The organism is Micromonospora sp. NBC_00362, from assembly GCF_026342155.1.
GTDB lineage: Bacteria > Actinomycetota > Actinomycetes > Mycobacteriales > Micromonosporaceae > Micromonospora > Micromonospora hortensis.
Genome location: NZ_JAPENH010000001.1, coordinates 5,488,938 through 5,509,794, shown reverse-complemented (window position 1 = coordinate 5,509,794; position 20,857 = coordinate 5,488,938). Strand labels below are relative to the sequence as shown.

General features: G+C 71.1%; 25 protein-coding genes and 1 pseudogene. 17 read left to right on the top strand and 9 right to left on the bottom strand.

The annotated features are described in order from the left end of the window. The first annotated feature begins 5 nt into the window (after positions 1 to 5). The 5 genes from OG992_RS25420 (at position 6) to OG992_RS25400 (ending at position 3,270) form a co-directional block, all read left to right on the top strand. On the top strand, positions 6 to 890 hold the full coding sequence (locus tag OG992_RS25420; RefSeq protein ID WP_238687714.1) for a LysR family transcriptional regulator: 885 nt from the start codon (positions 6 to 8) through the stop codon (positions 888 to 890). After that, complete coding sequence (locus OG992_RS25415; RefSeq protein WP_266304463.1) at positions 887 to 1,642, top strand: class I SAM-dependent methyltransferase; 756 nt, start codon at positions 887 to 889, stop codon at positions 1,640 to 1,642. The genes OG992_RS25420 and OG992_RS25415 overlap by 4 nt, the downstream gene beginning before the upstream one ends. Positions 1,643 to 1,652: 10 nt before the next feature. Beyond that, entirely contained in the window at positions 1,653 to 2,015 is a 363-nt protein-coding gene (locus tag OG992_RS25410) for a PH domain-containing protein (protein WP_030337500.1), read from the top strand. A 223-nt stretch (positions 2,016 to 2,238) separates the two neighbouring features. After that, the gene (locus OG992_RS25405; RefSeq protein ID WP_238687716.1) at positions 2,239 to 2,970 is read left to right on the top strand and encodes a class I SAM-dependent methyltransferase; all 732 of its coding nucleotides are present in this window, start codon (positions 2,239 to 2,241) and stop codon (positions 2,968 to 2,970) included. Positions 2,971 to 3,069: 99 nt separating this feature from the next. Beyond that, a complete protein-coding gene (locus OG992_RS25400; RefSeq protein ID WP_266304462.1) occupies positions 3,070 to 3,270 on the top strand; it encodes a hypothetical protein in 201 nt (66 codons plus the stop codon). Between the two features lie 200 nt (positions 3,271 to 3,470). On the opposite strand, the gene OG992_RS25395 is transcribed toward OG992_RS25400, so the two are convergent. From OG992_RS25395 to OG992_RS25385, 3 genes are read right to left on the bottom strand one after another with little or no spacing between them, the layout of a single operon-like run. Beyond that, entirely contained in the window at positions 3,471 to 3,914 is a 444-nt protein-coding gene (locus OG992_RS25395) for an SRPBCC domain-containing protein (protein WP_266304461.1), read from the bottom strand. A gap of 2 nt (positions 3,915 to 3,916) precedes the next feature. Further along, positions 3,917 to 4,267 carry a metalloregulator ArsR/SmtB family transcription factor gene (locus tag OG992_RS25390; RefSeq protein WP_238687719.1) on the bottom strand — a complete coding sequence of 117 codons (351 nt, stop codon included), beginning with the start codon at positions 4,265 to 4,267 and terminating at the stop codon, positions 3,917 to 3,919. Continuing rightward, complete coding sequence (locus OG992_RS25385; protein WP_266304460.1) at positions 4,264 to 4,722, bottom strand: SRPBCC domain-containing protein; 459 nt, start codon at positions 4,720 to 4,722, stop codon at positions 4,264 to 4,266. The genes OG992_RS25390 and OG992_RS25385 overlap by 4 nt, the downstream gene beginning before the upstream one ends. Positions 4,723 to 4,836: 114 nt before the next feature. Here OG992_RS25385 and OG992_RS25380 point away from each other — a divergent pair, with 114 nt between their 5' ends. Both OG992_RS25380 and OG992_RS25375 read left to right on the top strand, forming a co-directional pair. Next, positions 4,837 to 5,211 carry a VOC family protein gene (locus OG992_RS25380; protein WP_266304459.1) on the top strand — a complete coding sequence of 125 codons (375 nt, stop codon included), beginning with the start codon at positions 4,837 to 4,839 and terminating at the stop codon, positions 5,209 to 5,211. Positions 5,212 to 5,271: 60 nt separating this feature from the next. Then, positions 5,272 to 6,078 (top strand): nucleotidyltransferase domain-containing protein, encoded by an 807-nt coding sequence (locus tag OG992_RS25375; protein WP_266304458.1) that lies wholly within the window; start codon positions 5,272 to 5,274, stop codon positions 6,076 to 6,078. Position 6,079: 1 nt separating this feature from the next. Here OG992_RS25375 and OG992_RS25370 read toward each other — a convergent pair whose 3' ends face one another. After that, entirely contained in the window at positions 6,080 to 6,409 is a 330-nt protein-coding gene (locus OG992_RS25370; RefSeq protein WP_266304457.1) for a hypothetical protein, read from the bottom strand. 65 nt (positions 6,410 to 6,474) lie between these two features. Further along, positions 6,475 to 7,245 (bottom strand): class I SAM-dependent methyltransferase, encoded by a 771-nt coding sequence (locus OG992_RS25365; protein WP_266304456.1) that lies wholly within the window; start codon positions 7,243 to 7,245, stop codon positions 6,475 to 6,477. Positions 7,246 to 7,294: 49 nt separating this feature from the next. On the opposite strand from OG992_RS25365, the gene OG992_RS25360 reads away from it, so the two are divergent. Then, entirely contained in the window at positions 7,295 to 7,450 is a 156-nt protein-coding gene (locus OG992_RS25360) for a hypothetical protein (RefSeq protein WP_266304455.1), read from the top strand. Positions 7,451 to 7,746: 296 nt separating this feature from the next. Here OG992_RS25360 and OG992_RS25355 read toward each other — a convergent pair whose 3' ends face one another. After that, positions 7,747 to 8,340, bottom strand: coding sequence for an Imm21 family immunity protein (locus OG992_RS25355; protein ID WP_238687724.1), 594 nt, complete (start codon positions 8,338 to 8,340; stop codon positions 7,747 to 7,749). A gap of 208 nt (positions 8,341 to 8,548) precedes the next feature. Between OG992_RS25355 and OG992_RS25350 the strand changes: the two are divergent. Next, positions 8,549 to 8,950: pseudogene (locus OG992_RS25350) on the top strand (tyrosine-type recombinase/integrase); the annotation flags it as partial. Between the two features lie 20 nt (positions 8,951 to 8,970). Here the strand turns inward: OG992_RS25350 and ychF are convergent. Next, positions 8,971 to 10,056 carry a redox-regulated ATPase YchF gene (gene ychF / locus OG992_RS25345; protein ID WP_238687726.1) on the bottom strand — a complete coding sequence of 362 codons (1,086 nt, stop codon included), beginning with the start codon at positions 10,054 to 10,056 and terminating at the stop codon, positions 8,971 to 8,973. Positions 10,057 to 10,199: 143 nt separating this feature from the next. On the opposite strand from ychF, the gene OG992_RS25340 reads away from it, so the two are divergent. Next, complete coding sequence (locus OG992_RS25340) at positions 10,200 to 10,769, top strand: exonuclease (RefSeq protein ID WP_238687727.1); 570 nt, start codon at positions 10,200 to 10,202, stop codon at positions 10,767 to 10,769. Between the two features lie 3 nt (positions 10,770 to 10,772). On the opposite strand, the gene OG992_RS25335 is transcribed toward OG992_RS25340, so the two are convergent. Beyond that, the gene (locus OG992_RS25335) at positions 10,773 to 11,507 is read right to left on the bottom strand and encodes a peptidase E (RefSeq protein WP_238687728.1); all 735 of its coding nucleotides are present in this window, start codon (positions 11,505 to 11,507) and stop codon (positions 10,773 to 10,775) included. Positions 11,508 to 11,628: 121 nt separating this feature from the next. Beyond that, positions 11,629 to 12,132: a hypothetical protein gene (locus OG992_RS25330; protein ID WP_238687729.1), complete on the bottom strand. Its 504-nt coding sequence runs from the start codon at positions 12,130 to 12,132 to the stop codon at positions 11,629 to 11,631. Positions 12,133 to 12,271: 139 nt separating this feature from the next. Here OG992_RS25330 and OG992_RS25325 point away from each other — a divergent pair, with 139 nt between their 5' ends. From OG992_RS25325 to OG992_RS25295, 7 genes are all read left to right on the top strand, one after another. Further along, a complete protein-coding gene (locus OG992_RS25325; protein WP_238687730.1) occupies positions 12,272 to 12,781 on the top strand; it encodes a SigE family RNA polymerase sigma factor in 510 nt (169 codons plus the stop codon). Further along, positions 12,778 to 13,278 (top strand): hypothetical protein, encoded by a 501-nt coding sequence (locus OG992_RS25320; protein WP_266304454.1) that lies wholly within the window; start codon positions 12,778 to 12,780, stop codon positions 13,276 to 13,278. Before OG992_RS25325 ends, OG992_RS25320 begins: the two co-directional genes overlap by 4 nt. A 198-nt stretch (positions 13,279 to 13,476) precedes the next feature. Further along, on the top strand, positions 13,477 to 14,901 hold the full coding sequence (locus OG992_RS25315; protein WP_266304453.1) for an FAD-binding oxidoreductase: 1,425 nt from the start codon (positions 13,477 to 13,479) through the stop codon (positions 14,899 to 14,901). A gap of 84 nt (positions 14,902 to 14,985) precedes the next feature. Then, positions 14,986 to 16,500: a DNA-3-methyladenine glycosylase 2 family protein gene (locus tag OG992_RS25310; RefSeq protein ID WP_266304452.1), complete on the top strand. Its 1,515-nt coding sequence runs from the start codon at positions 14,986 to 14,988 to the stop codon at positions 16,498 to 16,500. Continuing rightward, positions 16,497 to 17,006, top strand: coding sequence for a methylated-DNA--[protein]-cysteine S-methyltransferase (locus tag OG992_RS25305; RefSeq protein WP_238687734.1), 510 nt, complete (start codon positions 16,497 to 16,499; stop codon positions 17,004 to 17,006). Before OG992_RS25310 ends, OG992_RS25305 begins: the two co-directional genes overlap by 4 nt. 37 nt (positions 17,007 to 17,043) lie before the next feature. Further along, positions 17,044 to 18,900, top strand: coding sequence for an ABC transporter ATP-binding protein (locus OG992_RS25300; protein WP_266304451.1), 1,857 nt, complete (start codon positions 17,044 to 17,046; stop codon positions 18,898 to 18,900). Continuing rightward, on the top strand, positions 18,897 to 20,780 hold the full coding sequence (locus OG992_RS25295; RefSeq protein ID WP_266304450.1) for an ABC transporter ATP-binding protein: 1,884 nt from the start codon (positions 18,897 to 18,899) through the stop codon (positions 20,778 to 20,780). The genes OG992_RS25300 and OG992_RS25295 overlap by 4 nt, the downstream gene beginning before the upstream one ends. The last annotated feature ends 77 nt before the right edge of the window (positions 20,781 to 20,857 follow it).

Genomic DNA, 20,857 nt, shown 5'->3' with positions numbered 1-20,857 from the left:
ACGATGTGCTGGAGCGGTACGAGGTCGAGACGTTCCTGACCCTCGCGGACGAACTGCACTTCGGCCGGACCGCCGAGCGGTTGACAGTCAGCACCGGCCGGGTCAGCCACATCGTGAAGAAGCTGGAGCGCCGGATCGGCGCGCCGCTGTTCGCCCGCACCAGTCGGGTCGTCCGGCTCACCCCGATCGGCCGGCAACTCGCCGACGAGCTGGCCCCGCTGGTCGCCGAGATGGACGAGGCCGTCCGCCGCGCGACCGACGCCGCCCGGGGCGTGACCGGGACGCTACGGGTGGCCTTCCTCGGCGAGTGGACCGCGCCGGTACTGCTCCGGGCGGTGGCCCTGTTCGGTGAACGGCACCCCGACTGTCGGGTGGAGGTGCACGAGGCGCAGTTGTCCACCACCCGATCGGGGTTGCTCGACGGCTCGACAGACGTGTTGATCGCTTCGTACCCGTTCGACGGGATGGCCACCGGCACGGCGCTGCTCTCCGAGGACCGGGCGCTGGCGGTAGCGGCGGGTCACCCACTTACCCGGGAGCGGTCGGTGTCGTTGGAGGTGCTCGCCGACCACCCGGTGGTGCAGTACCCGACGGTGACCTCGGTGGAGTTCAAGCGGGACCGCACCCCGGAGCGCACCCCGTCCGGCCGGGCGGTGCCGAAGGGGCCCGCCGGGAACACCTTCTCCGAGATGCTGTCCCTCGTCGCCCTGGGCCGGGGCGTCCTGCCGGTGGGCGAGCACACGCGGCATTACTACCCGCGCCCCGACGTGGCGTACGTGCCCATCCACGACGCGCCACCGATCGAACGAGGGCCGGTCTGGCTGCCCAGCAACACCACCACCCGGGTACGCGAGTTCGTCAGTGCCGCCACCGACGCGAACCCCCGATGAGGCACGCCGAGTTCCGCCACCACCGGCTGGTCCAGGTGTACGACGCGGAGTGCCGGTGGGGGCCGGACGACGACTTCTTCCAGGCGGTGGTCGACGAAACCCCGGCTGCCCGGGTGCTGGACCTCGGCTGCGGCACCGGCCGGCTGACAGTTGCCCTCGCCGCCGCTGGTCACACCGTCACCGGAGTGGACCCGGCCGACGCGTCACTGGCCGCCGCCCGTGCCAAGCCGGGTGGTGAGCGGGTGACCTGGCTCGCTGGCACCTCGGCGCTGCTGCCGGATCGGGCGTTCGACGTGGCGGTGCTGACCAGCCACGTCGCGCAGTTCTTCGTGAACGATGCGGAGTGGGCGCGTACCCTCGCCGACCTGGCCCGGGCACTCGTGCCCGGCGGTCGGCTGGTGTTCGACGCGCGCGACCCGGCGGACCGTCGCTGGGAGCTGTGGAACCCGGTGGATTCGCACCGGCTGGTCATGCTGCCCGACGGCGGCGAGGTCCGGGCGTGGACCGAGGTCACCGGGGTACGCGACGGAGTGGTCGACTTCACCCACCACTACCACTTCGACGACGGGGAAGAACTCCTCAGTGCGGCGAGCCTGCGTTTCCGCACCGAGGTCGAGCTGCGCACCTCTCTGACCAGGGCGGGCTTCCTTGTGGACCGCGTTCACGGCGGCTGGCGCGGCGAGCCCGTCGGCCACGGCGACGGCGAGTTCGTGGTCATCGCCCGGGTGGGCACGCTGGCACCGGTTTTCTAGCCTGGAGCACATGGCGAACATCGCGTACGACCGCAAAGAGCAGGTCCAGCAGATTGAGAGTGGCCTCCTCGAAGGCGAGCAGATCATCGCCGTCTACGACGCCGTCGGCACCGGCACCGGGTTCATCGGGCTGACCGACCGTCGCGTGATCATTCAGGACCGGTCGTTCGTCGGCAAGCGGTTCGCGATCACCAGCATCCCGTACTCGAAGATCACCAGCGTGAGTGTGGTCAGCAACAAGTCGTGGGGTGGTTCGTTCTTCTCCACTGGCGCCATCGCCATCCACGTCGGTACGCACACCTACGAGGTGGAGTTCCGTGGCGCGCAGAAGAGCCACCACGTGCACAACGTGATCCTGCACCACATCTCCTGATCGCACGTGCCGTCGTGGGCCCGGCTGGCGTAATTGCCTTGCCGGGCCCACGGCGTCTCTGGTGTCCTGGGTCGACAGCCACGCGGAGGGAGCAGCCATCATGCCCAACACGACGAAGTCCCCCGAACCAACAGTCGTCCGACCCGAGGAATCGAGACTTCGTGAGCAGGTTTGTTCCCTTGGCGCTGCTGGGCGCCACTGATCCCAACCCCGGAGGCCGCTGATGTCGGTCTTCGACGATCCCGGCCTCTTCGGCCGGCTCTGGGCCGCCGACTACGACGCCCCAGGCAACCCCGACCCCGCGCCGGCGGTGGACTTCCTTGCCGACCTGGCCGACGGGGGGCCCGTTCTCGAACTGGCGATCGGCACCGGCCGGGTCGCGTTGCCGCTGGCCGAACGCGGCCTCGCCGTGCACGGCGTCGAGGCGTCCGAGGAGATGCTCGCGCAGCTGCTGGCGAAACCCGGCGGCGACCGGATCCCGGTGGTCGTCGCCGACATGGCGGACGTGCCGGTGGCCGGTGAGTTCCGGCTCGCGTACCTGGTCTTCAACACCCTGTTCAACCTGGTGGACGCCGAGCGGCAGGCGGACTGCTTCCGCAACGTCGCCCGGGTGCTGTCGCCCGGCGGCGCGTTCGTCATCGAGACGTTCGTGCCCGACCCGCGCAGCTTCGACTCGGACGAGCAGGTGCAGGTGCGTGAGGTCACCGAGGACTCCGCGACGATCCGCCTGCACCGGTACGACAGGCCGGCGCAGCGGTTCGTCCGGCAGACGATCACGTTCGACGCGGACGGTGTGCACCTGAAGCCGTTCGCCATGCGGTACGCCTGGCCGCACCAGATCGACGAGATGGCGCAGCAGGCCGGGCTCCGGCTCACCGAGCGGTACGCCGACTGGCACCGGCGACCGTTCCAGGCCGACAGCCCGTCGCACATCTCCGTCTACCGGGCGGAGTAGCGGTTTGATCGGCTCGGGTTCCGGAAAGTCGAGGTGTCATCGCCCCGACGTCATGGAACCCGAGTCGATCTCCCGCCGCCGGAAAGGTGAGATGCCGCCATGAGCAAACGAGCCGTCCAGGTAGTCCTGGCCCTGTCGGTCGTCCTGATGGTCACCGGCATCATCCTCAGGGTGGCCGGGGACGGCTTGGCCGACACTGCCGGCACGGTGGCGGTGGCGCTCGCCTCGGTGGGTTCGATAGTGGCGAGCATCGGCTCGTCATTCGGCGCCGCCCGCGGAAACGATGGCCCGCAACGGTGACCCGGCTTTCACCCTCGGTTTGATTCTGCTGGTAGCAGTAGGTGTTGATAAGCGGGTCTCGCGCCGGGTGAGCGCCATCGGCGCACGCCCGACGCTGCTGCTCTGTGCGGTGGCGATAGCCGCTCTCGGCCTGGCCGCCGGGGGGATCGCGATCTCGCGGCGAGGCGCGCGATCCCCCGGAAGCCCAACCGGCATCGAGGTCAGTGCCCGTCGCTGATCTGGACGTCGTTCGGCGCCGGCCGGCCGCGCCCCGTCTCGACCAACTCCTTGAGACTCATCAGGAAGACCGCCCACTTGGTGCTGCACTCGTGCATGAGTTCGGTCGGCTCGCGCCAACCCGCGTGCGTGAAGTCGACGACCGTGAACCGGCCTCGCTGGCCGAGCCGCCAGTCGATCTCGGTGCCGATCCACTCCTCGGGCCCACCGACGACCCGCCACCGCACCCGGCCATCCGGGTCCAGCTCAAGGATCTCCAGGTCGAACCCGCCCTCGTCACCGAAGTGGACGGCCAACTGCCCGCCGACCTCACTCTTGCCGGTCGTGTCGACCGACCACCAGCCGGCGACGCCCTCGGGGGTTGCCACCGCCCGGTAGACGTCGGCAAGCGGAGCGACGACGCCGACCTGGTGCAGGATGTCCACCATCTTCAGCCTCCCTGGTTGTTGGTGCGGTGGCGTTCGATCGTCTCGGCGATGCGCTTGATCCGGCGAAGGCGGGCGTCCCAGGTGGAGCCGACCGCCGACAACTGGGCGACGGCGCGGGCGAGTTGTGCCTCGTCCACCTGGTAGTGACGCTCGCGACCGGCCGGCTCGGCGTTGATCAGCCCCACCCGGTCGAGGACCGCCAGGTGCTTCGAGACGGCCTGACGGGTGACGGGTAGCCGTCTGCTCAACGAGGTGGCCGTGCCCGGCCCGTCAGCGAGAAGAAGATCGATCATCGTACGCCGGATCGGGTCGCCGATCGCCGACCACAGCTCGTCGTCGACCGCCGTGCTCATGCTGTCGCGACCAGCCGCGCGACGTACTCGCCCAGCCGGGGCATGTAGTGGTCCCAACCGTTCTCGTGGTCGCGGTACTGCTCTTCCAGGACAGCGACCTCCCAACCCAGCTCGCGGAACCCGGTCTCGGTCATCCGGATCAGCGTCCCGGCGCCGCTGGGCACCAGGTCGAAGGTGACGAACAGCGCCTGCCCGCTCCGATCCGGCTCGGTGAAGCACCACCGGAAGGAGAACCGCTTTGGCGGGTCGACCTCGACGACGGCGAGCGCGACGGTCTTCGTCTCGCCGGTGTCGGCGTCGCGCCAGACCAGCTCGCCGGGCGCACCGGCGACCGACTCGAACCGCGCGTCGTCGGGCCACCACTCCCGCATGTGCTCGGGTTGGCTGACCACCTCGAAGACGACCTCGGGGGACGCGTTGACGTGGATGTCGCGTTCGATCGTTCCCTGTTCCATGCCCACAACCTTTCGCAACCTTTGGTTGCACTCAACCTACGACAGCCCGCGGCAATCGCGCAACCTTTCGTTGCGTGTCGTGGTTTCGTCGTACCCGGGGTGCAGGATCGCCGCATGTCTGAGCCATCGACCCACCGACACCACGCCATCGACTACGTCGAGCTCACGGTGACCAACCTCGCCGTGGCCAAGCGGTTCTACGCCGACGCCTTCGGCTGGCAGTTCAACGACTACGGGCCGGAGTACGCCGGCATCCGCAGCCCACACGGCGACGCCGCGCCCGAGGTCGGCGGTCTTCGTGTGGACAGGGAGGTTCGGGCGGGTGGCCCGCTCGTGCTGCTCTACTCCAGCGACCTGGACCGATCGGTGCAGGCCGTCAAGGAGGCCGGCGGCCAGGTGGTGAACGGACCGTACGAGTTCCCCGGTGGCCGGCGGTTCCACTTCACCGACCCCAGCGGCAACGAGTTGGGCGCCTGGGCCGAGCAGTAGGACGCCGAGGTCGCCCGGGCGGGGGTGATCGTCGTCGCCAACTCCCGGCAGAGTGTCCCCATGGCCGGGAGAGGGCTGGACGCCGAGGGCTGGATTGCGCGCGAGGGTGCGCTGAGTCGGGTCCCGGCCGCGTTCGCCGGTGTTGTCGACGCGGCACGCGCTCGGATAGCCGAGTCGTTCGACGGTGCTCTGCTGCACAGCGCCTACCTCTACGGCAGCATCCCGCGTGGCACCGCTGTCCTCGGCGTCTCCGATCTCGACCTGCTGCTCGCCCTGCGCACCGAGCCAACCGAGGCCGACCGGGCGGCTGCCACCAGGATCGAGCAAGACCTCGATCGATCCTCTCCGCAGATCGACGGCGTGGGCGTCCTGCTGTTCAGTGCCCGTACGCTGCTCAGCGAGCTTGAGCGGCACGACCTCGGCTTCTTCGTCGCCTGCCTGTGCACTCCGCTGCTGGGTGACGACCTCGCCGACCAGCTCCCCCGCTACCGGCCCACTCCCCTACTCGCCCGCGAGACGAACGGTGACCTGTCCCTTGCGCTTCCGGAGTGGCGCCGCCACGCAGCCGAAGCAAACACCGACCAGCAACGTAAGGCCCTCAGCCGGCTCGTCGCCCGGCGCATCGTCAGGACGGGATTCACGCTGATCATGCCTCGGTGGGGAGGCTGGACGAGCGACCTCACCGAGTCCGCTGAGGCGTTCGGGCTTTACTATCCGGAACGCGCCGGGCAGATGCGGAGAGCTGCCGCTATCGGCCGCGCGCCTTCGCCGGTTCCGGATGTGCTTCACGAACTCATCGACGACCTCGGGCCCTGGCTCGCCGCGGAGTACGCAACCGTCCATGGCGAGAAGGCCGTCCGTCCCTGACCTATCGGAGGTCCTCGCCAGTCAGGACGGGACAGCCGAACATATCCGTAAGGACGGCCCGCTGGTGGTCGGTCAAGGGGTTCGCGAACACCGCGACGCCGACCCCGCGCTGCCAGCAGGCCTCGGCGATTTCGCGGGCCCTGCCGGGGCTGAGCAACGTTCGCCGCGAGAACGGGTCGCCCATCTTGTCCGCGCCGCCGGAAGAGACACCCCGCCGCTGCACGTGCCGGCTCACGACCTGGCCACCGTGGGCTTCCACCACGCTGGCCAGCAGATTGAGCTTGCTGTCGAACTCCCTGTCCTTCGCCGAGAACAGGCCCACGAGCGCCACCTCGGCACCTGCCAACAAAGCTTTCAATGCCCCGCCCCGATGTCGGTTCACCGGGTCGCGGACCCTCAGCTCCGGCGGGCGCGCAGCACGCCGGTCAGCATCGGCAGCGTGAACTCGCCGTGTGCCGTTTCGGGTCGGCTCCCGAGGAAAGAGCGGATCCGACCGAGGGCATCCTCTCGCTCCTCTTCCGGCATGACCAGCATCCCGGCCCGCGTCGCGAGCGTCGCGACGAGCGAGTCGGCGGTACGCCGCTGACCGTGCGGGAACTCGACCTGCTCCGCCGACCCGAACCGGGCGACCAGGCCGGTCCTCGGAACGAGCATGTCCGCCGTCGCCGCTCGCCAACTGCTCAGCGTGTCACGCGGGCCGATGGCCGCACTCCCGCTGACCCGTTCGAGCCCGGCAACCCAGCCGACCCGGTCGTCCAGAATGTTCCACAGACTAGCCAGGACACCGCCGGGCGCGAGGACTCTGGCGATCTCCGCCCCGGCGACGGCCATGTCGAACCAGTGCAGGGCGTTGCCAGCGAGCACGGCATCGACGGACCCGTCCGGCAACGGAATGGCCTCGGCGCTACCCGGCAGGGCACCGACGGCCGGCACCGCACGGCGTAGCTCGGCGAGCATCGCCGGGTCGGGCTCGACCGCCACGACGTCCGCGCCCACCGCCACGAGCGTCGCGGACAGCTTGCCGGTGCCAGCGCCCAGGTCGAGCACGCGTAGGCCTGGGGCGGGCTCCAAGGCCCACCGCACCGCTGCCTGCGCGTAATCCGGGCGGTGCTCGGCGTACGCGGTCGCCGCCGCGCCAAACGACGACCGGAGCAGCTGTTCCGTCATCCGGTCAACCTACCGCCGCTTGTCGACATTGACTGCGACCATGGCCGCCGTGCAGATCTTGCGGAGCTGGTGGCGCGTCCGCTACCCCGTCTACGTGCTCGGCCTCGCGGTCGGGCTGGTCATGCTGTGGCTGCCGTTCAAGACCTTTGAGGACAACGACGCCTGGACGGGTCCATGGCGTGCCAGCCCAGGCAGTCGTCGATGAACTCGTGCACAAGCGGCGGAACACGATGCACCTGCGCGTGGCTGGCCCCGACCGGCTAAGGGAGGGGTCAGACGCGCTCCCAGGGCGCTCCCAGGCGGCGGCGCGTGCGGCCCGTCTCGGGCCGCCTTGAAGACGTACAGGAACTTTGCACAACATCGCCGGCAGTCCGGCTGTCGTGTCCCGGGAGATGCTTGACACTCGCGTCCCGCCTGATGCCTGACATGGTCTCAAGACGCGTCGCGGAGGCCTTCACGGTCCCTGACAAGGCGCGCATCGCGGCGGATCAGCTCAATCGATCAGCTCTGCGGTAAGGGCAAGAGTTGAACCAGGCCTACCGCGGTTTCCTCATTCGCCCAGGTGTGAACGGCGCGGACGGCCCACCGGCCAGCCGGTGTCGGAATAGGGGCTTGCTCGGGCACCGTCTCTTCACCGGGGTACGCAACCGTCAGCTCGGTTCCAGGGGTGACGGAATCTATAAGCACCGCCGGTCCGTCCGTCTCCCAGATGCCACATTGCGCCCACTCGACGGCAGGGTCGTCGAGGATGGACTTCGCGACGTTGATCAGCTCAGCCTCGGAGTCGGCCCCGAGCCAACGGACGAACGTCCGCCACTCCGGCAGATAGCAGGTTCTGGCGGGTTCGTCCGCCAAGACAAGTCCCTGCTGGCCGCTGTTACCGATAGCGATCACACCTGCCAGGCCAGCAACCTCGCAGGCGCGGTCGTAGTCATCCAGGGCGTCCCCGGTACCCGCGATCGTCCCGGCGGCCGTGCAGCCACCCCACTCGTTCAACACCGCAACCGGTACCGCGAGCAAAGGACCACCCATCGACTCGACCCACGCGGGGGAGGACTCTACCGAAGGCGATGAGGTGGACCAGGCGGCTTCCATACCGCACAGTCTCCCGCCCGACCAGCGGCGATGCCGCATCAGTCTCCGCAGAGACGGACGTACGACCACGACCGGCTACCGACGCACCGTCACCGACTGCAACCAGAACGACTGAGCAACCAAGGCCGGCTGTCGTGCATGTGTTGGGACGGATTCGTCAAGCATATGGTGGGACTAGACACGCCGCACTGAGCCGAAGACCCGCCGCTCGCGCCGAACCATCCCGCTCCCCCAGGTCGTGGCGACCGCCATCCGCGAGCACACGGCGCAGTTTCCGCCGGCTGCCGGCGGCACCATCTTCACCACCCGCTTCGCCGGCCCATACCGGCGCGACTACTACGGCTCCCTGATTTTCTCGGCCGTCGAGCGGGCCGGGCTACCGAAGGGCACCACGAGTCACTACCTACGGCACCACTACGCCTCTGTACTGCTGATGCAGGGCGTGTCGGTCATCGTGGTCGCCGAGCGGCTGGGGCACGAGAATGCGACCTTGGTCCTGTCGGCATACGGCCACCTGATGCCGGACTCGGAAGAACGCACCCGCCGCGCCGTCGATGACGCGTGGGGTTGTGCCCCCGGTGTGCCCCAGAGCGAGGGTCCAACCGCCTGACCTGCGGGAACAGGCCCGATTCAGACGTTGAAGCGGAACTCCACCACGTCGCCGTCCTGCATGACGTACTCCTTGCCCTCGATGCGGACCTTGCCCGCCGCCTTGGCCGACGCCATCGAACCGTGCTCGACCAGGTCGTGGTACGAAACCACCTCGGCCTTGATGAAGCCGCGCTGGAAGTCGCTGTGGATGACACCCGCGGCCTCCGGCGCGGTGGCGCCGACCGGGACGGTCCAGGCGCGCGCTTCCTTGGGGCCGGCCGTGAGGTACGTCTGGAGGCCGAGGGTGCGGAAACCGACCCGGACGAGTTGGTTGAGGCCGGGCTCGTTCTGCCCGATCGACTCCAGCAGCTCGCGGGCCTCGTCCTCGGGCAGGTCCACCAGCTCGGATTCGATCTTGGCGTCCATGAAGATCGCCTCTGCGGGGGCGACCAGGGCGCGCAGTTCGTCGAGGAACGTCTCGTTGGCCAGCTCGGCCTCGTCGACGTTGAAGACGTACAGGAAGGGCTTGGTGGTGAGCAGGTGCAGCTCGCGCAGGTGCTCCAGCTCGATCTTGGCGGCGGCGGCCCCGGAGTAGAGGGTGGTGCCGCCGTCGAGCACCTCGATCGCGGCCTTCGCGGCGGCGACAGCGGCGGCCCGGTCCTTGCGGAGCTTGGCCTCCTTCTCCAACCGGGGCAGCGCCTTGTCCAGGGTCTGCAGGTCGGCGAGGATCAGCTCGGTGTTGATCGTCTCGATGTCGTCGGCCGGGGAGATCTTGCCGTCGACGTGCACCACGTTCGGGTCGGAGAAGGCCCTGACCACCTGGCAGATCGCCGAGGCGTCCCGGATGTTGGCCAGGAAGGCGTTGCCCCGGCCCTGCCCCTTCGACGCGCCGCGGACCAGGCCGGCGATGTCGACGAACGACACCGGCGCCGGCAGCACCTTCTGCGAGGAGAAGATCTCGGCCAGCTTGCCCAGCCGCTCGTCGGGCAGCCCGACCACGCCGACGTTGGGCTCGATGGTGGCGAACGGGTAGTTCGCCGCCAGCACGTCGTTCTTGGTCAACGCGTTGAAAAGCGTGCTCTTGCCGACGTTGGGCAGGCCGACGATGCCGATGGTGAGACTCACGACGGGCCAGCTTACGCCGGTCCCGGCCGGGCCGGTCCACGCGGCTCCGATTCGGCGCCTCGCCGCTTGTCGATCGTCGCTCCCACCGGGTCCTGTCAGGCGTTGCTAATCTCCCGGTTCGATGTTCCGCTGCTGGAGGTGAGATGACCTCGACGTTGCCCGAGCTGTACATCGCCGTCGACGTGGAGGCGGACGGGCCGATCCCCGGGCCGTACAGCATGATCTCGCTGGGCATGGCCGTGGCCGGCCGCCCGGACCTCACCTTCTACACCGAGTTGCGTCCCATCTCCGACGAGTTCGTCCCCGCGGCGCTGGCCGTCTCCGGCCTGGACCGGGACCGGCTGCTGCGGGAGGCGCCCACCGCGCAGGAGGCGATGTCCGCCGCGGCGGCCTGGGTCGACGGGCTCCGCCGGGTCGGCCGTCCGGTCTTCCTGGCCGCCCCGGCCGTCTGGGACGGCATGTTCGTGCACTGGTACTTCGTCCGCTTCGTCGGGCGCAGCCCGTTCGGTGCGACCGGCTCCGGTGTCGATCTCCGCAGCTACTGGATGGGGTTGACCGGCAGCGAGTGGGCCGGAACCCGCCAGGGCTCGATCAAGAACGAGGTGGGCCTGCACGACATGCCGCACACGCACCACGCCGGGGAGGACGCCGCCGAGCTGGCCCAGGTCTTCGACGCGGTGCTGCGCCGCCGACAGCCGGTCGAGGAGGCGTGACGCTCAGCCGAGCCGGCGGGGGGCGATGACCGCCTCGCGGACGCTGCCGTCCGCGCCGCGGCTGACCTCGTACGCCGAGACGCCGTCGCGGTCCGCGATTGCCTCGACGAGCTGGGTGCCCCGGTAGACCAGGCCGACGCCGTCGTCGGTGCAGTGGCTGGTGGGGAGCGTGCCGTCACCGACCAGCTCGTGCATGAGCGGGCGGCGCTGGCCCTCGCTGTCGTAGTGCACCCCGTTGCCGTACGGCAGCCAGGCCAGGCCCTCGGTGAAGCCGCGCAGCCGGGGGCCGAAGCTGTCGGTGGCACCGCCGACATGCCAGCAGATCGAGCCGGCGGAGACGCCGGCCAGCACCACGCCGGCCTGCCAGCACTCGTGCAGGATCTCGTCGAGCCCGTGCACCCGCCACACCGCGACCAGGTTGGCCACGCTGCCACCGTCGACCCAGATGACGTCCTGGGCGAGCAGGTGGGCGCGGACGTCCTCGACGTTCGGCATCGGGAACAGGGCGAGGTGTGACAGCCGGAAGCGGGTGTCGGCGAACGCGCCGTAGACGGCGGTCAACGAGGTGGGCTGGTCGCCGACGGCCTGCCCGAGGTAGCAGACCCGCGGCTGCGGACCGGCCTCGGCCAACTCGGCCGCCAGCTCGAAGACCGGGCTGGGACGCAGGTCGTAGGGCCCGCGGTTGCCCCGAAAGAAGCCCATGCTGGTGGCGATGATGGTCGGTGCGCTGGCGGGCATCGGAGCGTCCTTCCGTCGACTGCGGTGCGGCGTCCATCCTGCCGCAGCCGGTCTTCCGCCCGCTCGGTGCGGGGCCCGACCGCCACTCGCTGGTGGCGGTCGGGCCCGGCCAACGTCATGATCAACTCGACGGGTCGGGCCGCCGTTGGCGGGGCACCTCTACCTCGGGCCAATGGCCCAGGGCCCGACGGTCGGCCGGGGGCAGTTGCCCGGCGGCGGCGCGGGGCAGGGTGAACCGGTCGGCGGCGGCTGGCCCGACCGAGACCGACTCGCGCAGCATCCAACGCACCTCGTCGGCCGTCCAGCCCAGCCCCGGCCGCGCGGCGATCTCACGGATCAACCGCCGGCCAACACTCGTGTCGTCGTCGTAGAAGCGCATGCACCAGTGGTGCGTCCACATCCCGAGCGCCCGCAGGCCCGCGTCGTCCAGGGAGCCGGCCAACCGGCCGCAGGCCGTGTCGGGAAAGCTCTGCTCGGGGTCGCCCGCCCGGTCCCGTTCGATGGCGCCCACGGCCGCCGGCGCGACGGCCCGCATCCGGCGGTAGAAGGACTGCGCCACCGCACGGGGCAGCGGCGGGAACGCACCCGGTGTCGACGCCGCCGCCCAACCCGCCACGCTCGTCATCCACCGCACCCCTTCTTCAGTTGGTGGCCGGACGCTACCCGGCACGACCGACACTTTCGGGCCGAAAAACCCCACCGATCGTGGATAGCGACGATGACCTGGGACGTCTGTATCTGTGACAACGAAACGGGGGTGGTGGGTGGACGAGGACGAGCGCGCACGGCTGGCCGAGTTCGTCGGCAGCCGGACTCCGGCGCTGATGCGGGTCGCGTACCTGCTGACCGGGGATCGCAACGCCGCCGAGGACCTGTTCCAGTCGGCGTTGGCGCGGACCATCCCGAAGTGGGGAACCATTCGGCACGCCGATCCCGAGGGCTATCTGCGGGTGGTGATGTACCGCGAGCAGATCAGCTGGTGGCGGCGACTCCGCCGGTGGCGGGAGACACCGCTCAATCCGGGCGACGAACCGGTCGGCGGCGACCCGAGCGGCGGCACCGACGTGCGGTTGGCGATGCGGGCCGCGCTGCGTCACCTGCCACCGACACAGCGGGCGGTGGTGGTCCTCCGCTACTACGAGGACCTGCCCGAAGCCCGGGTGGCCGAGTTGCTGGGCTGCTCGGTGGGGACCGTACGCAGCCGTACCCATCGAGCGGTGAAGCGACTGCGTGACCTGCTGCCGGACGTCGACAGGCTGGAGGTACGGCGATGACCGAACCCTTCGAGCACCTCATCCGCTCCACCCTCACCGACCTGGCCGAGGAGGCACCGATCGTGCATGACCAGTTGAGCCGAGCGGAACGGCTGGTGCGCAACAGACGTCGCGCCACTGTGACGGTGGGGGCGGTGAGCACCCTGGCGGCGATCCTGATCGCCACCCCGATCGCCCTGGCCGCGACCGGCTCGGACGAGCCTCCCCCGGCCGTGCCCAGCCCGGCTGGCCCGGCGGCCGTACCCAGCCCACCCGTGCCCACCCCGTCCGCGCCGACCACGGTGCCGACCGTGGAGCCGAGCCCCGGGGGCGCGCCCGGGGACCCGTCGATCACGCCGGGTCCGCCCGGCGTACCGGGCCAACCGACTGTCAAGCCGAGCCCGTCGGGCCCGCCCGGTGTTCCGGACCGGCCGACTGTCACGCCAACCCCGTCGACTCCGCCCGCCCCGGGCGGTGTGCCGGGCCGGCCGACTGTCGTGCCGAGCCCGGCGCGTTGAGCAGAACCGCCCCGGCCTGAGCGGTCAACCCAGGAGATTCCGGTCACCTTCGCGCGGCGCTCCCCCGTACCGGCGAGCGCCGCGCGTCGCAGTGGCCAGCGGGCACCGGTCCACCGGATTTGTCGAGGCCGACATGCCCGCTCATTCTTGGGCCATGACCGATCCCGGACACCCGAGGCGCGAGCTGCGGGGGCACCGATGAGCACCGCCATGGCCCGGGTGCCCGACTCCCTGCGGGGGCAGATCGTCACCCCCGGCGACCGCCGGTACGCGCAACTGCGCTCGACGTACACCAGGTCGGCGTCTCCGGCAGCGGTCCTGCTGCCGAAGACCACCGCGCAGGTGGTCGACGCGCTGCGCTACGCGCGGGAGCAGCGGCTGCCCATCGCGGTCCGCAGCGGCGGGCACGGGCTCTCCGGAGCCTCCTCCAACAACGGCGGGGTGGTCATCGACCTGTCCATGCTCAACCGGGTTCAGGTGATCGACGAGCGGGCCGGGCTGGTCCGGGTCGAGGCCGGTGCGCGCTGGGCGAACGTGGCGAAGGCGCTGGCCCCGTACGGGCTGATGATCAGCTCGGGTGACTACGGCGGTGTCGGCGTCGGCGGCCTGGCCACCGGCGGTGGTGTCGGCTGGCTGGTCCGCGCCCACGGCCTCACCATCGACCGGGTCCGCGCCGTCGAGGTGGTGCTGGCGGACGGGACGCTGGTACGCGCGGACGCCGACCACGAGCCGGAGCTGTTCTGGCTGGTCCGCGGGGCCGGGGCTGGCACGGGCATCGTGGTGGCCTTCGAGATCGAGGCGGCCGAGCAGCGCAACGTCGGTGTCGCGCAACTGGTCGTCGAGGCGCATCCGGACGGCCGCACCGTCCGGGAGTGGACGAGCTACCTCGCGCAGGCGCCACGGGAGTTGTCAGCGGCCGCCGTGGTGTACGCGGAGGGTCGATCGGTCCTCATGTCCATCACCGCGGTGGTCGCCGCCGAGAGCCTGCGCCGGGCCCGACCGGCGGTGGAACCGCTGCTCGCCATCGGCAAGGTGCTCGAACACCGGACCGACCTGCTGCCCTACCCGACGCTGGTGCCGACAGCGCACCTCAACCCCAACGTCGGGCAGCAGCGCGGCACGACCACGAACGGTCTGTTCACCGCGCTGGACGACGCCGGGGCGCGGGCCGTGACGCGAGCGGTGACCGGGCCGGGGCGGGCGGTGATCCAGCTCCGCTCGTTGGGTGGGGCGGTCAACGACGTCGCCTCCGACGCGACCGCGTACCCGCATCGTCACCAGGACACGCTGATCGTGGCCTCGGTGTTTCCGCCGCAGGCCGACGCCGCCTTGAACGCCGCCTGGCGGGCCGCCGGGGCACGCGCCGACGGCGCGTACGTCAACTTCGAGAGCCGGCCGGACCCGGCCGCGTTCGCCCGGATCTACCCGGGCGAGACCGGAGCGCGGGTCCGGCGGCTGTGGAAGCGGTACGACCCGGACGGGGTGTTCCGATCGGCCCTGCTGACCGGCCAGGCCAACCGCGCCGGTCAGGGCAACCGGTCCAACGGCGCCGGCCAGGTCGACCGAACCGGTCAGGGCTCCCGCGCCGGCCGGTCCGGTCAGCCGCACCGACGCCGCCGCTGACGCCGGAGCCGATCCCGCGCCCACGCACACCCAGGTCCGATTCCCGCCAGCCGACGACCGGTCGAGCGGGGCATCATCGGTGACATGGAGATGGACTTCGAGCGGTGTTACCGGGCCGTGGACAGCCGTGACCAGCGGTTCGACGGCTGGTTCTACACCGGTGTGACGTCCACCGGGATCTACTGCCGGCCGTCCTGCCCGGCGATCACACCGAAGCGGCAGAACGTCCGGTTCTTTCCGTCCGCCGCCGCCGCACAGGGCGCCGGGCTGCGTGCCTGCCGCCGCTGCCGGCCGGACGCCGCGCCCGGCTCACCGCTCTGGGACGTCCGCGCGGACGTGGCCGGTCGGGCGATGCGGCTCATCGCCGACGGGGTGGTCGACCGGGACGGCGTACCGGGGTTGGCCTCCCGGCTGGGCTACACCGAGCGGCACCTGCACCGGATGCTGAGCGCCGAGATGGGTGCCGGGCCGCTCGCGCTGGCCCGGGCCCAACGCGCCCAGACCGCCCGGATTCTTATCGAGACGACCGACCTGGCGATGGCCGAGATCGCGTTCGCCGCCGGCTTCGGCAGCGTGCGGCAGTTCAACGACACGCTTCGCGAGGTGTACGCGAGCGCCCCGTCCGACCTGCGCACGGCCCGTGGTCGCCAGCAGGCGCCGACCGGGGCGGGGACCATCGCGCTCCGGCTGGCGTACCGCCCGCCGCTGCACGCCCGGGCGCTGCTGGACTTCCTCGCGGTGCGGGCGTTGCCCGGCGTGGAGGCGGTCCGCGACGGGACGTACCACAGGGGTCTGCGGTTGCCGCACGGCACCGGCCAGGTGGCCCTGACCCCGGTGGACGGGCACGTGGCGGCGACGTTGCGCCTCGCCGACCTGCGCGACCTGGCACCGGCGGTGGCCCGCTGCCGCCGGTTGCTCGACCTGGACGCGGACCCGGCGGCCATCGACGCCACGTTGGCCACCGATCCGGCGCTGGCCCCGGCGGTCGCCGCCGAACCCGGCATCCGCGTCCCCCGCGCTGTCGACGGCTTCGAGCAGGCCGTCCGCGCCATCATCGGCCAACAGGTCTCGGTCACGTCCGCAAGAACAACCCTCACCCGCCTCCTCACCGCCCACGCCCACGCCCAGGTTGATCATGAAGTTGTTGCCACTGACGACGGCGTGTCGGGACAACAACTTCATGATCAACGGGGTGGGTCACCGGGTGAGGCGCCGGGTGGGCTGCGGGGGTTCTTGGGGGCGGAGGAACTTTTGGGGCTGCCGGACTCGGGGTTCGGGATGCCGGTGGGGCGGCGGGAGGCTCTGCGGGGGTTGGCTCGCGCCGTTGTGGACGGGTCTGTCGACCTCGCCGCTGGAGTGGATCGGGAGGAAGCCGTTCGGCGGCTGCTCGCGCTGCCCGGCATCGGCCCGTGGACCGCCAACTACCTGGCCATGCGCGCCTTCGGCGACCCCGACATCCTGCTCAGCTCCGACCTCGCGGTCCGACGCGGCGCTGCCGCGCTCGGCCTGCCCGACACCCCACCAACCCTCGACAGGTACGCCGAGCGCTGGCGGCCCTGGCGGTCCTACGCCACGATCAGACTCTGGAGAGCGGCATGAACATCGACAGCACCGTACTGAGCACACCGGCCGGCCCACTGAGCATCCTCGCCGGCCCCGACGGTGACGTACGGGCGGCCGGCTTCACACCGGACCCGGCGGCGCTGCTGCCCCTGGTCCACCCGGCCCTGCGGGCACCGCTACGGGAGCGGGCAGACCTCGGCCCGGTCAGCGCGGCGGTCCACTCCTACCTGGACGGTGACCTCGCCGCCATCGACACCGTGCCGGTCCGTCAACGCACCGGTGGGGAGTTCATGGCACACGCCTGGCAGGTGCTGCGCGAGGTGCCGCCGGGCACCCCGGTCACCTACACCGGGTACGCCGCGCTGGCCGGTCGACCACCGGCGGTCCGAGCCGCAGCGGCAGCCTGCGCCCGGAACGCGGCGGCTCTCTTCGTGCCCTGCCACCGGGTTCTTCGCACCGACGGCACGCTCGGTGGCTACCGCTGGGGGCTGGACGTGAAGAAGTGGCTTCTCGGTCATGAGCGACGCTTGACAACAAGCTGACAGGAGCATCGACACTCATTGACGCTACCGTCTGGTAGTGCCTGTGGAGAGCGACGGCGACCCGGCCGCCCGGGCCGCCGCGGGCACCCACCCCGTGCACAACCTCTGGCGGCTGCGCCCCTACCTGCGCCCGTACGCCGCCGAGTTCGCCTGGCTGCTCGTCGCGGGCCTCGCCGGCACCGCGGCCGGGATCGCCGTGCCACTGGTCGTGCAGCGGGTAGTGGACGGGCCGGTGGCCCGACACGAACCGGCCGGGCTACTCCAGCTCGGTGGCTTGGCGCTGCTGCTCGGCGTGGTCGAGGCGGTGCTCATCTTCATCCGCCGGTGGGTGCAGTCGTCCTCGGCGGTGGGCATGGAGGCGGCACTGCGCGCCGACGTCTACGCCCACCTGCAACGGCTGCCGACCGGCTTCCACGACCGCTGGCAGTCCGGCCAGTTGCTCTCCCGGATCACCAGCGACCTGTCGGTGATCCGCCGGTTCCTCTCCTTCGGCGTGTTCTTCCTGGTGCTCAACCTGACCACGTACGTGGTCGTGGTGGCGCTGCTGATCAACCTGCATCCGGCGCTCGGGGTGCTGGTCGCGGCCAGCGCGGTGCCGCTGCTGCTGATCAGCCGCCGCTTCGGCAGGCACTACCACGCCGCGTCCCGCCGGATGCAGGATCAGCAGGGCGACGTGGCGACGCTGGTCGAGGAGACCGCGCAGGGCCTGCGCACCATGAAGGCGTACGGGCGGGGGCCCGAACTGGCCGCTCGCTTCGCCGGTGCGGCCCGGCGCCTGCACGACACCGGCGTCGGCAAGGGGCGGCTGCTGGCGAACACCTCGGCGCTGCTCGACCTGGTGCCCAACGTGACACTGGGCGTGGTGCTCGCGGCAGGGGCGGCCGCCGCCGCGCAGGGCACGCTCACCATCGGTGAACTGGTCGCGTTCGTCAGCCTCCAACTGATGCTCATCTGGCCGGTGCAGTCGCTGGGTTGGATCATCGCCAACGGTCAGGAGGCGGCCACCGCCGCCGACCGGATCCAGGAAGTGCTGGACACTCCACCGCAGATCGTCGACTCTCCCGACGCGGTCGCGCTGTCACGCGGCGCGGTGCGCGGTCGGCTGCGCTTCGAGCGGGTCGCGTTCAGCTACCCGGGTGCCACCAGTGGGGTCCTGCGCGAGATCGATCTGACCATCGAGCCGGGCGAGACGTTGGCCCTGGTCGGCGCCACCGGCTCCGGCAAGAGCACGTTGCTCTCCCTGGTGCCCCGGCTGCACGACGTGACCACCGGCCGGATCACGCTGGACGGGCACGACCTGCGCGAGCTGCGGCTGGCCTCGCTGCGCCGGTTGGTCGGGGTGGCGTTCGAGGAGCCGACGCTCTTCTCCATGTCGGTACGGGAGAACCTCACACTGGGTCGCCCGGACGCCGGCGACGACGAGATCCGCGCGGCCCTCGCGCTGGCCCAGGCCGACTTCGCGTACGACCTGCCCTGGGGGTTGGCGACCCGGGTGGGCGAGCAGGGGTTGTCCCTCTCCGGCGGGCAACGGCAACGGCTCGCGTTGGCGCGGGCCGTGCTCGGCAGACCGGCGGTGCTGGTGCTGGACGACCCGCTCTCCGCTCTCGACGTGCACACCGAGGCCCTTGTCGAAGCGGCGCTACGGCGGGTCCTGCGCGACAGCACCGCACTGCTGGTGGTGCACCGGCCGTCGACGATCGCGTTGGCCGACCGGGTCGCCCTGCTGGAGGACGGCCGGATCACCGCGACCGGCCGGCACTCCGACCTGCTGGCCACCGTTCCGGCGTACCGGGCGCTGCTCGCCGCCGAGCCGCCCGCCGGGCATCCACCCCCGGCTGGAGCCAGCGGTCCGAGTTCGTCCCCTTCGGACGGGTGGGGGCTGGTGCGCTCGTGAGGGTGCCGGAGCAGGCCGACCCACCTCCCCCCGAGGAGGAGCCCGAGCTCACCCGCTGGCGCGGGACCGCCACCGACCCGGAGGCCGACCGCAGTCGAGCCGAGGACACCAGCCCGGAGGCGGTGGCCCGGCTACGCCGGCTCAGCCGCACCCTGCTGGGCGACCTGCTCCGCCCGCATCGGAGGCGTCTCACCGCGGCGGTCGCCCTGCTGCTGGCCCAGAACGCCGCCGCGATGGCCGGCCCGTACCTGGTCATGATCGGTATCGACCGGGCCATCCCGCCGTTGCGCGCCGGCGACGCCGGCCCGCTGGTCGCCGTCGCCGGGGCGTTCGCGGTGGCCGCCGTGACCGAGTACGCGGCCCGCCGCGGCTTCCTCACCCTCTCCGCCCGGATCGGCCAGGCCGTCCTGCTCGACCTGCGGCAGCGGGTGTTCGGGCACTTCCTGCGGCTGTCGGTGGGCTTCCACGAGCGCTACACGTCCGGCCGGATGGTCTCCCGGCTCACCAGTGACCTGGACTCGATCGCCGAGCTGGTCGACGGTGGGATCGACAGCCTGGTGCTGGCCGGTCTCTCCATCCTGTCGGTGGCCGCCATCCTGCTCTGGCTGGACCTGCCGCTGGCGGCAGTGACGCTGTTCGCCTTCCCCTTCCTGTTCTGGCTCTCCCGCTGGTTCGCCCGGTCGTCGGCCAGCGCGTACCGACGGACCCGGGACGCCGTCGCGCTGGTCATCGTGCACTTCGTCGAGTCGATGCGGGGCATCCGTGCGGTGCAGGCGTTCCGCCGGGAGCCTCGCAACCAACGGATCTTCGTGGCGCTCGGCGACGACTACCGGCGGAGCAGCCTGCACGCGTTCCGGCTGATCGCCACGTACTCGCCCGCGATCAAGCTGATCGGCAACGTCACAGTGGCGGTGGTGCTCTGCTACGGCGGTTGGCGGGTGCTCGGCGGGCAGACCGAGATCGGTGTGCTCGCCGCGTTCCTGCTCTACCTGCGCCGATTCTTCGAGCCGATGCAGGAGCTGAGCCAGTTCTACAACTCGTTGCAGTCGGCCACCGCCGCACTGGAGAAGCTGGCCGGGGTGCTCGACGAACGACCGGGCGTCGCCGAACCGGCCCGGCCCACACCGCTGCCGACCGGTCCCGGCCGTGGTGAGTTGATCTTCCGCGCGGTCGGCTTCGGCTACCGGGCCGACACCCCGATTCTCTGCCGGCTGGAGTTGACAGTGCCGGCCGGGCAGACGGTGGCGCTGATCGGCCCCACCGGGGCGGGCAAGTCGACGATCGCGAAGCTGGTCGCCCGGTTCCACGACCCCGACACCGGCACGGTCCGGCTGGACGGGGTCGACCTGCGCGACGTGCGCGACGCCGACCTGCGCCGCGCGGTGGTGCTGGTGACGCAGGAGAACCACCTGTTCACTGGGACCGTCGCGGAGAACATCAGGTTCGGTTGCCCGGGGGCCGACGACGCCGCCGTCCAGGCCGCCGCGCGGGCGATCGGCGCGCACGACTTCATCGCCGCACTACCCGAGGGGTACGCCACCCAGGTGCACCGGCGCGGCGGCCGGCTCTCCGCCGGGCAGCGGCAGTTGGTCGCGTTCGCCCGCGCGTTCCTGGCCGACCCGACAGTGCTCATCCTGGACGAGGCGACGTCGTCGCTGGACGTGCCGACGGAACGTCTGGTGCAGCGGGCACTCGGCACCATCCTGCGCGACCGCACCGCGCTGGTGATCGCCCATCGGCTTTCCACTGTGGAAACCGCTGACCGGGTGCTCGTCCTCGACGGCGGAAAAGTCGTCGAGGACGGCCCACCCGCCGTGCTCGCCGAGGCAGATGGCCGGTACGCCGCCCTGCACCGCCAGTGGCGTGACTCGCTGATCTAGTCGGGCCACCCCGTCGCGGCCACGACCGCCGGCCGGTGTGTTCGGCAGCAACTACGTCGCCCCGCACCCGGTAGATG